Here is a 14,640-nt window from a genome sequence, read left to right as displayed (position 1 = left end):
AGCGTCCCGGGCGCCCCACAATCGGGCTCCATGCAATACCACCACATCGGCAATGCGTCCGTGCCTACGGAATCGGGACGCACGATCCCCGTGCTGGACCCGTCGGACGGGCAGGCTTTCGACGAGCTCCAACGCGGCTCGCCCCAGGACATCGACCTGGCCGTGCGCTCTGCGCGCGAATGCCAGGACAGCGTCTGGAGCAAGCTCTCGGCCGCCGAACGCGGGCGCCTGCTGATGCGCCTGTCGGGCAGCGTGCTGCAGCATGCCGATGAACTCACGGCCATCGAGCAGCGCGACTGCGGCAAGCCCACGCGCCAGGCCCGTGCCGATGCGCTGGCGCTGGCGCGCTACTTCGAGTTCTATGCCGGCGCCTGCGACAAGCTGCACGGTGAGACCCTGCCCTACCAGCAGGGCTACAGCGCCCTGACCTGGCGCGAGCCCCACGGCGTGACCGGTCATATCGTCCCCTGGAACTATCCCATGCAGATCCTGGGCCGCAGCGTGGGCGCGGCGCTGGCCGCGGGCAATACCTGCGTGGTCAAGCCCTCGGAAGACGCCTGCCTGTCCGTGCTGCGCGTGGCGCGGCTGGCCACCGAGGTCGGCTTTCCGGCAGGCGCCTTCAACGTGGTCACCGGCCTGGGGCACGAGGTGGGCGAGGCCCTGGCGCGCCATCCAGGAGTGGACCACCTGAGCTTCACGGGCAGCCCCGGCGTGGGCACGCTGATCCAGCAGGCTGCGGCCGAACGGCACTGCCCCGTCACGCTGGAGCTGGGCGGCAAGAGTCCGCAGATCGTGTTCGCGGATGCGGACCTGGACGCCGCCGTGCCGGCCATCGTCAACGCCATCGTGCAGAACGCCGGCCAGACCTGCTCGGCAGGCTCGCGCGTGCTGATCGACTCGCTGATCTACGAGCCGCTGCTCGAACGCCTGGGCCAGGCCTTCGAGGCGCTGCGCGTGGGTCCGGCCGCCATGGACCTGGACCTGGGTCCGCTGATCCGCGCCAGCCAGCAGCAGCGTGTCTGGGATTTCCTGTCCGACGCCCAGGTGGCAGGCATTGCCGTGGTGGCGCAGGGCCAGATCGTGGAGCATGCGCCCGACAGCGGCTTCTACCAGGCGCCCACCCTGCTGCGCGACGTGCCACCCGAGCACCGGCTGGCGCAGGAAGAGATCTTCGGCCCCGTGCTCTGCGCCATGCCCTTCCATGACGAGGACCATGCCGTGCAACTGGCCAACGGCACGGCCTACGGCCTGGTGGCCGGCCTGTGGACCCGTGACGGCGCGCGCCAGCTGCGCCTGGCGCGGCGCCTGCGCTGCGGCCAGGTCTTCGTCAACAACTACGGGGCGGGTGGCGGCGTGGAGCTGCCCTTCGGCGGCGTCAAGTCCAGCGGCCATGGCCGCGAAAAGGGCTTCGAGGCGCTCTATGGCTTCACCACGCTGAAGACCGTCGCCATACGGCATGGCTGATCCTGGCGCATGACGGAAAATCGCAAGGTGCCCGGCGCCAGCCGGCCGCACGCGACAGAAAGAAGAATTCCCCATGCCCTTGTCTCCCGTTCCCGACCGCACGCCCCAGCATGAACGCGACGTGCGCTACCGCAGCTACGCCCGCGCCGATGGCCTCTGGGACATCGAAGGCGAGCTGCGCGACAGCAAGACCCATGACATCGAACTGAGCGGCGGCCGCCACATGCCGGCCGGCACGGCCATACACCACATGTGGATACGCACCACGGTCGATGCCCGCCTGGCGGTGCAGGCCATCGAGGTCGTCATGGACTCCCATCCGCTGGGCCACTGCCCCGAGGCCACGCGGGCCCTGCAGAAAATGGTCGGCTGCAGCATGGCGCGCGGATGGCGCAAGGCCATCAACGAGAACCTGGGCGGCGTGACCAGCTGCACGCATCTGCGCGAGCTGCTGTTCAACATGGCCACGGCCGCCTTCCAGTCCGTGCCCGGCGTCTTTGGCGATGCCGACCCCAGCCAGCCGCCACGCCACCTGGGCCAGTGCCTGGGCTGGGACTTCAATGGCCCCGGCGTGGCGCGCTACTACCCGCAGTTCGTGGGCTGGCAGCCCGGCACAGGCGGCGTTACCCCGACCCCGGCGACCACAGCCACCACCGAAACCCAGGGGGCCTGACCCCCGACCGAGGAGCAAAGCCCGATGCGTGTCCAGGACAAATCCATCATCGTCACAGGCGCCGGCAGCGGCATAGGAGCCGGCATCGCCATGCGGCTGGCCGCCGAAGGCGCGCATATCGTCGTCAACGACATCGACCGCGAGGCCGGCACGCGCGTGGCACAGGCCATCAACGCCGTGGGCGGCCGCGCGCTCTATGTGCAGGCGGACATGACGCAGGGCGAACAGGTCAAGGCCCTGGTGGCCGCCACGCTGCAGGCCCACGGCCGGCTCGATGTCTTCGTCAACAACGCAGGCTGGACGCACCGCAACCGTCCCATGCTCGAAGTCAGCGAGGCCGAGTTCGACCGGGTCTATGCCATCAACGTCAAGAGCATTTATCTCTCGGCCATCCACGGCGTGCCGGCCATGCGCGCCAATCCGCCGATGGCCGATGGCCGCCCCGGCGGCGGCAGCTTCATCAACATCGCCTCCACGGCAGGCCTGCGCCCGCGCCCGGGGCTGACCTGGTACAACGGCTCCAAGGGTGCCGTCATCGTGACCAGCAAGTCCATGGCCGCGGAACTGGGCCCGGAGAACATCCGCGTCAACTGCATCAACCCCGTCTTCAACCCCGACACCGGCCTGGCCGCCGAGTTTGCCGGCGGCCCCGTGGACGAGGAGCGCCGCGCGCGCTTTCGGGCGACGATTCCGCTGGGCCGCTTTTCCACGGCGCTGGACGTGGCCAATGCCGCGCTGTATCTGGCCAGCGACGAGGCGGCCTTCATCAGCGGCACCTGCATCGAGGTGGACGGAGCGCGCTGCGTCTAGACGCAGATCAAGATCTGCAGGCTTGCGCAGAGCCTGGACATAGGCATTCGGGCAAAATCGCGGGCATGGCAGAACGAGTGATCCCCCTGGTCGACGAGCGCGCCCCGACTCGCCCGGCCACCGTGCCAAGACTGCTGCAGGCGCCCACCGGCGATCTGCGTGACAGGCTTGGCCGGCCGCTGCGCGACCTGCGCATCAGCATCACCGACCGCTGCAACTTCCGCTGCAGCTACTGCATGCCCAAGGAAGTCTTCGACAAGAACTACCGCTACCTGCCGCACGGCTCGCTGCTGAGCTTCGAGGAGATCACGCGCACGGCCCGCCTGTTCGTGCAGCATGGCGTGCGCAAGATCCGCCTGACCGGCGGCGAGCCGCTGCTGCGCAAGAACGTGGAAACGCTGGTGGAGCAGCTGTCTGCCCTGCGCACGCCCGACGGCCATCCGCTGGACCTGACGCTGACCACCAACGGCTCGCTGCTGGCGCGCAAGGCCCGGGCGCTCAAGGCGGCCGGCCTGAACCGCGTCACCGTCAGCCTGGACGGGCTGGACGACGCGGTGTTCCGCAGCATGAACGACGTGGACTTTCCGGTCTCCGACGTGCTGGCCGGCATCGAGGCGGCCCAGGCGGCAGGCCTGGGCAACATCAAGGTCAACATGGTGGTCAAGCGCGGCACCAACGAGGACCAGATCCTGCCTATGGCGCGCCACTTCCAGGGTACCGGCGTGACCTTGCGCTTCATCGAATACATGGACGTGGGCGCGACCAACGGCTGGCGCATGAACGAGGTCCTGCCCTCCGACGAAGTCATCGCCCGGCTGCGCGCCGAGCTGCCCCTGGTGCCGCTGCAGGCCAGCAGCCTGGGCGAGACCGCCGTGCGCTGGGGATATGCCGATGCGCAGGGCCTGCACGATCCCTCGCTGGGCGAGGTCGGCGTGATCAGCAGCGTCACCCACGCCTTTTGCGGCGACTGCAACCGTGCGCGCCTGTCCACCGAGGGCCGGCTGTACCTGTGCCTGTTCGCCTCCGAAGGCTGGGACCTGCGCAGCCTGCTGCGCAGCGGCGCCAGCGACGAGGAAGTGGCAGCCGCGCTGGCCCCCATCTGGCAGCAGCGCACCGACCGCTATTCCGAACTGCGCGCCAGCCTGCCGTCCAGCACGGACACGCAGCGCAGGCGCATAGAGATGAGCTACATCGGCGGCTGAGCCCGCGCGTCGCGCGCGGCTCCCTTTCCCCTTCCCCTCGGTTTCTCCATCACAAGCCACACATGCCCGTTTCCTCCCTGCCCGACACCCTGCCCTTGAGCGACATCACGGGCTGCGTGCTGGCAGGCGGGCGCGGCATGCGCATGGGCGGCATCGACAAGGGCCTGCAGCCCTTTCTGGGCCAGCCGCTGGCAGCCCATGCGCTGGACCGCCTTGCGCCCCAGGTCGGGCATCTGATGCTCAACGCCAATCGCCATGCTGAGGCCTATGCGCAACTGGGCGCCCCCTATGGCGCCCCGGTCTGGCCCGATGCCGAACCCGACTACCCCGGCCCGCTGGCCGGCTTTCTGAGCGGCCTCACCCATTGCCAGACACCCTGGCTGGTCTGCGTGCCCTGCGACACGCCGCTGTTCCCCCAGGACCTTGTACAGCGGCTCGCGCAGGCTGCGCTGGCGCAGCAGCCTGCGGCCGACATCGTCGTCGCCCATGGCTGGGAACGCTCGCTTGATACAGATCAATCCAGGCTGCGGGCCCAGCCCGTGTTCTGCCTGATGCGGTCATCGCTGCGTGATAGCCTGCAGTCCTTCATACGTTCGGGCGGCCGCAAGATCGATGCCTGGACGGGCCAGCACCGCTGCGCCACCGCCCTCTTCGATCGCGCGGACGACAGCCCGCTGGCCTTTGCCAACGCCAACACGCAGCAGGAGCTGCAGGCCCTGGCGCAGGCCGCGGCCTGTGTGCCCGTGACGCCGCCGTGACCGGCCTTGCCCCACCGGATTCCGTTCTGATGACCGCCACCTTCCAGCCCGCCTCCGCCCCCATCGCCTCCGCCCAGGACCTGAGCGTTGATCAGGCACTGTCCCAGCTGGCCAGCCTGCTGCAGCCCCTGGGCCCGGTGGCGGATGTGGAAACACTGGCGCTGGCCGACGCGCTGGACCGCATGCTGGCCGAAGACATCGTCTCCCCCATCGACGTGCCCGCACATGACAACGCCGCCATGGATGGCTATGCCTTCGACGGCAGCCAGCTGCAGGCCGGCGCCCAGCTGGTGCTGCGCGTGGTCGGCCAAGCCCTGGCCGGCAAGCCCTGGCATGGCACGGTGCGGGCGGGCGAGTGCATCAAGATCATGACGGGCGCCGTGCTGCCGCCCGGTCTGGACACGGTGATCGCGCACGAACGCACCGAGCCCGCCGATGCGGCCTCGCCCGACCATGTACGCATCCCCGCCGGCAGCGTGCGCACCGGAGACAACCGCCGCAGGCGCGGCGAGGATCTGAGCCAGGGCTGCGTGGCGCTGGCGGCGGGCCAGCGCCTGCATCCGGCAGCCCTGGGCCTGATCGCCAGCCTGGGCCAGTCTCAGGTGCATGTTCGCAGGCGGCTGCGCGTGGCCTATTTCTCCACGGGCGATGAAATCCTGCACCCCGGCACGGCGCTGCGCGAAGGGGCGGTCTACGACAGCAACCGCTTCAGCCTCATCGGCCTGCTGCAGCGCATGGGCGTCAAGGTGTTGGACCTGGGCGTGGTGGCCGACCAGCCCGAAGCCTTGCAGGAGCGCCTGCGCGAAGCCGCCTCCCTGGCCGACGTGGTGCTGACCAGCGGCGGCATCAGCGCGGGCGAGGCCGACCATACGCGCGCCATGCTGCAACGCATGGGCAGCGTTCATTTCTGGCGCCTGGCCATGCGGCCGGGCCGGCCGCTGGCCGTGGGCCTGTTGCAGCCCGATGCGGGCACGCCATTTGCCGCCAGCCGGCCACCGGCACGCACCACGGTACTGATCGGCCTGCCCGGCAATCCCGTGGCTGCCATGGTGAGCTTTCTGGTCTTTGTACGACCGGCGCTGCTGCAGCTCATGGGCACCGCCGCCGTGGACGGTGAACCGACCGCCCTGCCCCAGGCTGTGGCTGCGCAGGCCCTGTCCAAGCGGCCCGGCCGCACCGAGTACCAGCGCGGGATTCTGTCCAAGGGCGCCGATGGCCGCTGCATGGTGCGCACCACGGGGCCGCAGGGCTCGGGCGTACTCAGTTCCATGGCCGAGGCCGACTGCCTCATCGTGCTCGAACATGAGCGCGCTGCCGTGCAAGCCGGCGAAACCGTGTCCATCCTGCCGCTGCAGGCCTTTCCCTGACAGGAGATTGCCCCATGCCCTTCCAGTCCAAGCACCTGACCGACGCCCCCGATCGCAGCACCGTCGATACGCTGCCCGGCGCTACCTTGCTGGAGTTCGGCACCGCCTGGTGCGGCCACTGCCAGCGCGCGCAACCGCTGATTGCCCAGGCGCTGGATGCCGCCCCGCAGGTGGCCCACATCAAGGTGGAAGACGGCCCCGGCAGGGCCCTGGGACGCAGCTACCGCGTCAAGCTCTGGCCCACCCTGGTCTTTCTGCGTGACGGGCAGGAGGTGCAAAGGCTGGTGCGGCCCCAGCAGGCCCGCGAGATCGAGGACGCGCTGGCCCGCATCACCGCCCAACCCTGACACTTGCGGCGCAGCCGCTGCCTGTGTATCGCCGACAATGGCCCGCATGCCGTCCCAAAAGAAGCCTGCCGATTCCGCGCCCAAGAAGCCCCGCCGCAACAGCGGCCGCCCGCTGGCTGACGATGCCGTCGGCCGGGACATCATCCTGCAGACCACGGTCAACCTGCTCAAGACCCGCACGCCGGAGCAACTGAGCATTCTGGAAATCGCGGCGGCGGCCGGCGTCACGCGGGCGCTGGTGCGCTACTACTTCAGCAGCCTCAAGGGACTGCTGCAGGAAGTGACGGAGTCCCTGATGCGCGAGTTGCAAAACCGCATGGAAGTGGCGCTCAGGACGCAGGGCACGGTGGAAGAGCGCGTCTACCAGCGCCTGCTGCTGCGGCTGGATTTCATGCGCGAGCACCCGCAGTTCGAGCGGCTGGCGCTGTCCGAGATCTACCACTATGAAAGCGAAGAAGAGCCTCCGCCCTCGGGCACGCCGCTGCAGCGCATCACGCGGCGCGGGCTGGAGCTGACCTCGACCATGCTGATGGACGGAGCGCAGGCCAGCCACCCGGCACAGGTGGACCCGCGCTTCATCCACCTGGCCATCCTCAGCATTTCGGCCTTCCTGCCCACGGCACGGCCGCTGCTGGCCGAACTGTTCGGGGAAGGGCCGCAGGCAGACCAGCAGGTCGAGCACTATCTGCGCTTCATGTCCCACCTGCTGGCCGAGCGCATCAGGCAGGATGCGCCGGCGCAAGACCACCCACCACACCCGGGCCACCACCCGGATTGACTTGCGCCGGCGCCCGCTGCTCCCTCCTTTCGTCCGGTGCGCCGCCCTCAGTCGGACTGTATGCCCAGCTCCTTGACCAGCCGCCCGAAGCGCTCGAAGTCGCTGGCATTGGTCTTGCCCAGGCGCTGCGGCGGGCCGCCCACAGGGACGGTTCCCAGCGTGGCCATGCGTGCCACCACGTCGGGCATCTTGAGGACCTCGTTCAGGTGCGTATTCAGCAGCCTGACCACGTCGGCAGGCATGTTCCTGGGGCCGAACAGGCCATACCAGGCCGTCAGCTCCACGTCCTTGTAGCCCAGCTCGGCCAGCGTGGGCACGTCAGGCGCCAGCGGCGAGCGCTGGGCGTCGGCCACGGCCAGCGCCACGAGCTTGCCGCCGGGCAGGTAGGGCGCGATGGAGCCCAGCGTGCTGTAGGTGAAGGGCACATGGCCGCCCACCACGTCCGTGACCGCAGGCGCCACGCCCTTGTAGGGGATGGACTCGAAGCGGGCGCCCGTGGCGCGCCGGACCATCTCGCCCAGAAAGTGCATGGGCGAGCCATTGCCCGGGGTGGCGTAGCCCAGCGAACGGCCCTGGCTCGCGGAAACGGCCTCCTTGAGCGTGCGCACGCCCGCGCCGGGTCCGGCGACAAGGAACAGCGATGTGGAGCCGACCTCGATCACGGGCGTGAATCCGTTGAGCACGTCATATCCGTGGCCTGCGCCCAGCTTGAGCACCAGCTGGGCCATGGCAAAGGTATTGGGCGCCAGCAGCAGCGTATAGCCATCGGCCGGCGCCTTGGCCACATAGCTGCTGCCGATGGTGCCGCTGGCGCCTGCGCGGTTGTCCACAAGCACCGACTGTCCGATGCGGGCCGACAGCTTCTCGCCCAGCAGGCGCGCCAGCGCATCGGTGTCACCGCCTGCGGGATAGGCCACGACGATGGTGACGGGCTTGTGGGGATAGGCCTGCGCCTGGGCAGGACCGGCCAGCAGGGCCATGGCCAGGGCCATGCCTAGGGCAAGCGTTTTGCGTTTCGCTTTCATGGGGTGGGCTTTCATCGTGGGTTTTGTCATTTTCAGCAAAGGCCGGGGCCGGGCTCACGCCTGGCGTATCGCCACGCGGTGCATGCGCCGCGCTGCGGGGTGGTAGTCGTTGACCGCGTAATGCTGCGTGGCCAGGTTGTCCCAGATGGCCACCGAGCCCTTGCGCCAGCGAAAGCGCACCTGCCATTCAGGCACCTTGGCCAGGCCGCTGAGCATGGCGATCAGGGCCGCGCTCTCGTCGCTGGTCACGCCTTCTATGTGCGTGGTGTAGAGCGAGTTCACAAAGGCCACGGGCAGGCAGGTCACCGGGTGCACCAGGACCACGGGCTGCTCCAGCGGCGGATGCTTGAGGCGCGTGGCCCGATAGGCCTCGCCCGAGGGATCGCGGCGCATCAGGCTTTGCCTCAGGGCCGGCGCCTCCCAGTTGTGGGTGGCGCGCAGCGTGCGCAGATAGGCCTGCAGCTCGGGCGCCAGCGAGGCGAAGGCCGTGGTCATGCTGGCCCACATGGTGTCGCCGCCCGTGGGCGGCACGTCCACGGCGTAGAGGCAGGCACCGGCGGGCGGCTTGGTCTGCCAGGTCAGGTCGGCATGCCAGATGTCGGTGCCGGTGCGCGTGCCCTGGCTGATCAGCAGCTCGACATGGGGATCGTCCGGGTGCGAGGGAAAGGTGGAGGACACGGGCTCGACCTTGCCGAACACCTGGGCCACGCGCACCTGCTGCGCAGGGTCCAGCGTCTGGTCGCGGAAGAAGATGACCTGGCGCTCGGCCAGCAGCTTGCGCAGCGCGTCCGCATGGTCATGCACCTGCGCCGGGTCCGAGAGATCGATGCCGTATATCTCCGATCCTATGCACGGGGTGATGTGTTCGACTTGCATGAAATTCCTTTTCTCAAAAAAAGCCGGGGTTGGGGTGGTGATCAGGTGGACGCGATGTCCTGCGGCAGCGGCATGGAGCGGAACCGGCGGCCCGTGGCATGGAACATGGCCGTGGCCACGGCAGGCGCCGTGGGGCCCAGGGCCACTTCGCCGCAGCCCTGGGGCGGCCGGTCGCTTTCGACCAGGACCACCTCCACGCGGGGCATTTCGGACAGTTGCAGCAGCGGGTAGTCGTGGAAGTTGCTTTGCTGTACCGCGCCCTTGTCGAAGTCCAGCCGGCTCTTGAAGGTGTTGGTCAGCGCAAAGCCGATGCCGCCTTCCACATTGGCCTTGACCAGGCCCGGATTGACCACGCGGCCTGCATCAATGGCGCAGATGGCACGCTCCAGCCGCACGCGGCCTTGCACAACACGCAATTCCATGACCAGTGCGACGAAGGTCTGGAAGCTCTCGCCCCGCCCCGTGTAGACGTTGAAGGTCATGGCGCGGTGCAGGCCTGCCGGCGCGGGCTGCTCCCAGCGCGCGGCCCGCGCCGCCGCATCCAGCACGCCCAGCGCCAGCGGCTGGCCGGCCAGCAGGCGGCGCCGGTACTGGTAGTCGTCCACGCCTGCGGTGTGGGCGAGTTCGCTGATGAAGCTCTCCAGGAAGAACACGCTGGACGTGGTGCCCACGCTGCGCAGGTAGCTCAGCGGTATGGGCTGCTGCACGTCCACGGCATCCACCAGCAGGTTGGGCACGCCGTAGATCAGGTCGTAGATGGACTCGACCATGGTCTCGTCCCAGCCGCCGGCATCGGCCATCTTCTTGGGGTTGATGGCCCCGTACAGCGACTGGCCCGAGATGCGCGCATGCAGCGCGGCCGGCATGCCGTCGGCGCCGAGCACGGCGCTCAAGCGCCCCGATGCGCCGGGCCGGTAGTAGGAATGCCGTATGTCGTCCTCGCGCGAGCGGATGACCTTGACGGGCCGGCCCACGGCCTTGGACGCCGCCGCCGCATGCAGGGCGAAGTCGGGCATGTACTTGCGCCCGAAGCTGCCGCCCAGGAAGGTGGTGTGCACGATCACCTTGTCTGCAGGCACGCCGCAGGCCTTGCCGAGTTCGCCACGCAGGAAGTCCTGGCCCTGGTAGGCCCCCCAGGTCTCGACCTCGCCGTCGCGCACATGCACGGTGGCGGCCAGCGGCTCCATGGTGGCGTGCGTGATGTAGGGCGAGTGGTAGTCGGCCGTGATGGTCTTGCCGACCGCCAGCACTTCACGCGGCTTGCCCAGGCTGCGGGCCACGACGGCCTTGTCGTTCGACAAGCCTGCGACGAACTGCGCATGGATGCGCTCGCTGTCCACACCGGCCGCCGCGCCGGCGTCGAATTCGATGTCCAGCGCATCGGCAGCCTGCTTGGCAATCCAGTACGAGTCGGCCACCACGACCACGGTGCTGGGCTCGGGGTCGGGCCACTGCGTGGTGCGCACGACGGCATGCACGCCGGGGCGCGCGCGCACCTCTGCCTCGTTGCGGATGCGCACGATGCGCCCCGTCACGCTGGGCGCCATGCGCACGGCGCCGATCAGCATGCCGGGCACCTCGACATCGATGCCGAACACCGCGCTGCCGTCGACCTTGGAAGGCGTATCCACACGGCGCAGGTTGCGGCCGATCAGGCCCTGCTCGGAAGCCGACTTCATGCGCGGCCGCGCGGCCAGGGGCAGCCTGGAGGCATCGGCCACGATCTCGCCATAGCCCACGCTGCGGCCCGTCGCGGGGTGCAGCACGCGGCCGGCACGCGTCATGCACTGGGAGGCACGCACACCCAGGCGGCTTGCGCCGGCGCGCAGCAACACATCGCGCGCCTGGGCGCCGGCCAGGCGCATGCGTTCATAGAAATAGTTCATGGACATGGAGGCACCCACGAACTGCTGGAACGGCATCTCGCCCGCATCGTTGCGATAGGCGTCGCGCCCCGTGACGAAGCGCACGGTCACGCTGGCCCAGTCGGCATCCAGTTCATCGGCCAGCACCTGGGGCAGGCCTGTGTAGATGCCCTGGCCGACCTCGCACTGCGAAACGCCGATCACCACCTGGCCCGAAGGCTCGATCCAGACCCAGTCGCCGATGGCTGCTGCCGCCGCCGCACCGGCTGCCGGCGGCGCGGCCTGCGCCAGCGGAATCAGCAGGCTGCCTGCAGCAGGCGCCACCAGCAGCGCAGCGGCACTCTGGAGCAGGTGCCTGCGCCGCAGCGAGGTGGCCGAATCGGCCACGCGGCCCCGTTCATTGCTTGGACGCTGCGGCATGGATGGCCTCCCGGATGCGGTGGTAGGTGGCGCAGCGGCACAGATTGGTCATGGCCTCGTCGATCTGCGCATCGGTGGGCTGCGGATGGGCCTTGAGCAGCGCGGCAGCGGCCATGACCATGCCGGACTGGCAGTAGCCGCACTGCGGCACGTCCTTGTCCATCCAGGCCTTCTGGATGGGGTGGGAACGGTTGCTGGACAGTCCTTCGATGGTCGTGACCGCCTTGCCGCCCACCGTCGAGACGGGCAGCACGCAGGAACGCACGGGCTCGCCATCGACATGGACCGTGCAGGCCCCGCACATGCTGATGCCGCAGCCGAACTTGGTGCCCGGCAGCTTGAAGTGGTCGCGCAGCACCCACAGCAACGGGGTCTGCCCGTCGCCGTCAAAGGCCACGCTTCGGGAATTGAGGGTGAATTTCATCGTGGGGTCTCCAATGCGCCCGCATCGACCGGGCTGCATGTCTCATGCCTCTCAGAACGAGTGGTGTATGCCTGCCGCAATCACGGTCTGCGTGCGCCCGCTGGCAACGCCCACGGAATTCATCGCCGCCACGCCATCGGAGGCGCGCTGGTGCGTGACCGAGGCATGCAGCTGCGTGCGCTTGGAGAAGGCGTAGCGCGCGCCCAGGTGGACCTGGTTCCACTTCGTCTGCTCGAAACGGCTGAAGGAGTAGCCGGTGTTGATGGTCACCGCCTGGCTGGTCTGCCAGGCCAGGCCCAGGTCGAGCGCGCTCATGTGGCTGGAGGCTGCGCCATACTTGAGCGTGGAGCGCGTGAGCAGCGCGTTGAGCCGGACCGGAAGCGCATCGAGCTGGTAGCCGCCGCCGATGCCCAGCACCTGGAAGGTATCGAGCACCAGCGGCCGGCCCGCCACCAGGTCCTGGCCCAGCGCGTTCGCCAGGCCCGTGCGCCCGGCGATATCGAAGGCACGGCCACGCGCATCGGTGTAGGCCACGGCCAGATTGAGCTTGGCACTGGAATAGATGCCCATGACGCTGTAGGTACGGTTGGCCTGCGAGCGGCCCGGCACCTCGCCAAATCCATACTGCGCGCCGAACTGCATACCGCCCATGCGCGGCGTCAGGTAGACCACGGAGTTGTCCACGGGGAACTGGCTGGACAGGCCGTCCAGGTTGCCCGGGTGGTACAGATAGAAGTTGTAGAGCTGGTAGCCATTGCCCCATTGGCTCAGCGTGCCGGCCGTGAAATCGACCTGGCGCCCCAGCCGCAGCGTGCCCAGCGAAGCACTGTCCAGGCCCACCCAGGAAGCCCGGTTGAAGTAGCTGGTGGGCGAGATCGGCGAGCCGATGTCCGTGAGGAATCCGTTTTCCAGCTGGAACGAGGCCTTCAGGCCGCCCCCCAGGTCCTCGGAGCCGCGCAGGCCCCAGAGGTCAGGCTGGGAGATGGCCGAATCCATGCGCGTGAGCCGGCTCCCTCGCACATCGCTGATCCAGGGCATGGTCAGGTCCATGCTGCCGTACAGCGTCACCGAACTCTGGGCAAGCGCCGCTCCCGCGCCGCCCAGCATCGCCAATGCGGCAATTGCTTTGTATTTCATCGCAAGGCTCTTTCATCGTGAGATGGTTTAAAAATTCCACAAGTGGCAATTTCAAACACCACGCCACGGAAGATGCCTGGCAGGGCGCGCATTAATTTCCACTTATGGAAATATTAGCTGCACCCATCGAGTCCTGTGTCTGGGGTTTTCATCTACCGCGTTTGAGGTAGCCCGCGGGAAGAGGAGCAAGGGACAGGCATTGCACCTGTCCCGCACAAGGCGTTCAGCGTCCCAGCGCCTGATCCACGCCCATGTTGGCCAGCGCGTCGGCGCGCTCGTTGCCGGGATCGCCCGCATGGCCCTTGACCCAGCGCCAGTCGATGCGGTGCCCGCCACCCTGCACCAGGGCGTCCAGCCGCTGCCACAGCTCCACGTTCTTGACGGGCTCCTTGGAGGCCGTCTTCCAGCCCTTGGCCTTCCAGCCGTGGATCCACTCGGTGATGCCCTTGAGCACGTACTGGCTGTCGATGTAGAGCACCACGTCGCAGGGCCGCCTGAGCGCAGACAGCGCCTCGATCACGGCCATCATCTCCATGCGATTGTTGGTGGTGTTCAGCTCGCCGCCGAACAGCTCCTTCCTGGCGCTGCCAGCCTCCAGCACCACGCCCCAGCCGCCAGGACCCGGATTGCCCTTGCAGGCACCGTCCGTATAGATAACAACTTGATTCAAAAAAAATCCTTGATATGAATGGACCGGCCGCCAGGCCGGTTGGAATGCAGATCACCGTCCGGCGCGGCCTGTGCCGGCATGCGACGGGCGACCGGCACCGTGGCGCCCGACACGACCGCGCGGCCGCGCCAGGCAGGCTCCAGCATGCGCGCACCCGGCACACGCTTGACGGCCACCACGCAGTACACACCGCCCAGCATGGGCCAGCCCAGCCGTCCCACGCGGTCCATGAACTGCCAACGGCGCAGCCAGCGATCCGTCTGCACGGCGGGACGATAACAGCCGAATTGCACGGCCTCGATCTCGAAGGCCAGCAATCGCAGCCAGTCGCGCAGCCGCCAGTAACCCACGCCCCAGCCCACATCGGGCAGGTACACGCCACGCTCGGCACGCCGCTGCACGCCCAGCAAACTGGCAGGGTTGAGTCCGCACACCACGATGCGGCCTTCAGGCATCAGCACCCTGGCCGCCTCGCGCAGCACGGCATGCGGGTCCGGCGAGGTCTCCAGCGTATGGGGCATCACGACCAGGTCAAGGCTGGCCTCGGGAAATGGCAGCGCGGCGGGATCGGCCAGCAGCGCCACGGGAACCTCCAGCGGGGCAGCGCCGTCCGCTGGCGCTGCATCCTGCGTGGAATCCAGCGCCAGCCAGCGGTGCGGCATGCGGTTGGCACGCAGCCCCTGGAGCATGGGCATGCCCAGCTGCAGGCTGTGATAGCCGAAAATATCGGCCACCGCCTCGTCGCAGCGCTGCTGCTCCCATTCCAGCAGGTAGTGGCCGAGGGCAGATTGCGTCCAGTGATGCATCCCTATAATTTTGCTGCT

15 protein-coding genes are annotated in these 14,640 nt (G+C 68.5%); 8 read left to right on the top strand and 7 right to left on the bottom strand.

The features are described 5' to 3' along the window. The first annotated feature begins 30 nt into the window (after positions 1–30). The 8 genes from ACF8LI_RS07630 to ACF8LI_RS07595 all read left to right on the top strand — a co-directional run bounded on the left by ACF8LI_RS07630 (position 31) and on the right by ACF8LI_RS07595 (position 7,399). Positions 31–1,464, top strand: a complete 1,434-nt coding sequence (locus tag ACF8LI_RS07630; protein WP_016447428.1) for an aldehyde dehydrogenase family protein — start codon at positions 31–33, stop codon at positions 1,462–1,464. A 73-nt stretch (positions 1,465–1,537) separates the two neighbouring features. Then, positions 1,538–2,137, top strand: a complete 600-nt coding sequence (locus ACF8LI_RS07625; protein WP_392414463.1) for a DUF2889 domain-containing protein — start codon at positions 1,538–1,540, stop codon at positions 2,135–2,137. 24 nt (positions 2,138–2,161) lie between these two features. Next, a complete protein-coding gene (locus tag ACF8LI_RS07620; protein ID WP_016447430.1) occupies positions 2,162–2,947 on the top strand; it encodes an SDR family oxidoreductase in 786 nt (261 codons plus the stop codon). 65 nt (positions 2,948–3,012) lie between these two features. Continuing rightward, positions 3,013–4,149, top strand: coding sequence for a GTP 3',8-cyclase MoaA (gene moaA, locus ACF8LI_RS07615; protein WP_016447431.1), 1,137 nt, complete (start codon positions 3,013–3,015; stop codon positions 4,147–4,149). A 62-nt stretch (positions 4,150–4,211) separates the two neighbouring features. Beyond that, positions 4,212–4,907, top strand: a complete 696-nt coding sequence (mobA, locus tag ACF8LI_RS07610) for a molybdenum cofactor guanylyltransferase MobA (protein ID WP_016451355.1) — start codon at positions 4,212–4,214, stop codon at positions 4,905–4,907. Between the two features lie 29 nt (positions 4,908–4,936). Then, positions 4,937–6,274: a gephyrin-like molybdotransferase Glp gene (gene glp, locus ACF8LI_RS07605; RefSeq protein ID WP_160855575.1), complete on the top strand. Its 1,338-nt coding sequence runs from the start codon at positions 4,937–4,939 to the stop codon at positions 6,272–6,274. 14 nt (positions 6,275–6,288) lie between these two features. Further along, complete coding sequence (locus ACF8LI_RS07600) at positions 6,289–6,621, top strand: thioredoxin family protein (RefSeq protein ID WP_034365530.1); 333 nt, start codon at positions 6,289–6,291, stop codon at positions 6,619–6,621. Between the two features lie 46 nt (positions 6,622–6,667). Then, entirely contained in the window at positions 6,668–7,399 is a 732-nt protein-coding gene (locus tag ACF8LI_RS07595; protein ID WP_223275354.1) for a TetR/AcrR family transcriptional regulator, read from the top strand. A gap of 47 nt (positions 7,400–7,446) precedes the next feature. Here the strand turns inward: ACF8LI_RS07595 and ACF8LI_RS07590 are convergent, their stop codons facing one another. The 7 genes from ACF8LI_RS07590 to ACF8LI_RS07560 all read right to left on the bottom strand — a co-directional run bounded on the left by ACF8LI_RS07590 (position 7,447) and on the right by ACF8LI_RS07560 (position 14,622). After that, positions 7,447–8,424, bottom strand: a complete 978-nt coding sequence (locus tag ACF8LI_RS07590; protein ID WP_026062757.1) for a tripartite tricarboxylate transporter substrate binding protein — start codon at positions 8,422–8,424, stop codon at positions 7,447–7,449. Between the two features lie 54 nt (positions 8,425–8,478). Further along, a complete protein-coding gene (locus ACF8LI_RS07585; RefSeq protein ID WP_016451352.1) occupies positions 8,479–9,300 on the bottom strand; it encodes a TauD/TfdA family dioxygenase in 822 nt (273 codons plus the stop codon). 41 nt (positions 9,301–9,341) lie between these two features. Beyond that, positions 9,342–11,585: a molybdopterin cofactor-binding domain-containing protein gene (locus ACF8LI_RS07580; RefSeq protein ID WP_392414461.1), complete on the bottom strand. Its 2,244-nt coding sequence runs from the start codon at positions 11,583–11,585 to the stop codon at positions 9,342–9,344. Next, positions 11,563–12,009 (bottom strand): (2Fe-2S)-binding protein, encoded by a 447-nt coding sequence (locus ACF8LI_RS07575; RefSeq protein ID WP_017404538.1) that lies wholly within the window; start codon positions 12,007–12,009, stop codon positions 11,563–11,565. The genes ACF8LI_RS07580 and ACF8LI_RS07575 overlap by 23 nt, the downstream gene beginning before the upstream one ends. Positions 12,010–12,060: 51 nt before the next feature. After that, positions 12,061–13,146 (bottom strand): porin, encoded by a 1,086-nt coding sequence (locus ACF8LI_RS07570; protein WP_392414460.1) that lies wholly within the window; start codon positions 13,144–13,146, stop codon positions 12,061–12,063. Positions 13,147–13,369: 223 nt separating this feature from the next. Beyond that, complete coding sequence (rnhA, locus tag ACF8LI_RS07565) at positions 13,370–13,816, bottom strand: ribonuclease HI (protein WP_016447441.1); 447 nt, start codon at positions 13,814–13,816, stop codon at positions 13,370–13,372. Continuing rightward, on the bottom strand, positions 13,813–14,622 hold the full coding sequence (locus ACF8LI_RS07560) for a class I SAM-dependent methyltransferase (protein WP_016447442.1): 810 nt from the start codon (positions 14,620–14,622) through the stop codon (positions 13,813–13,815). Before ACF8LI_RS07560 ends, rnhA begins: the two co-directional genes overlap by 4 nt. Positions 14,623–14,640: the final 18 nt, after the last annotated feature.

It is taken from the genome of Delftia sp. WSY_12, from assembly GCF_043104645.1.
Taxonomy (GTDB): Bacteria; Pseudomonadota; Gammaproteobacteria; order Burkholderiales; family Burkholderiaceae_C; genus Comamonas; species Comamonas tsuruhatensis.
The sequence above is the reverse complement of the archived record's forward strand: the minus strand, read 5'-3'. Positions and strand labels throughout refer to the sequence as shown.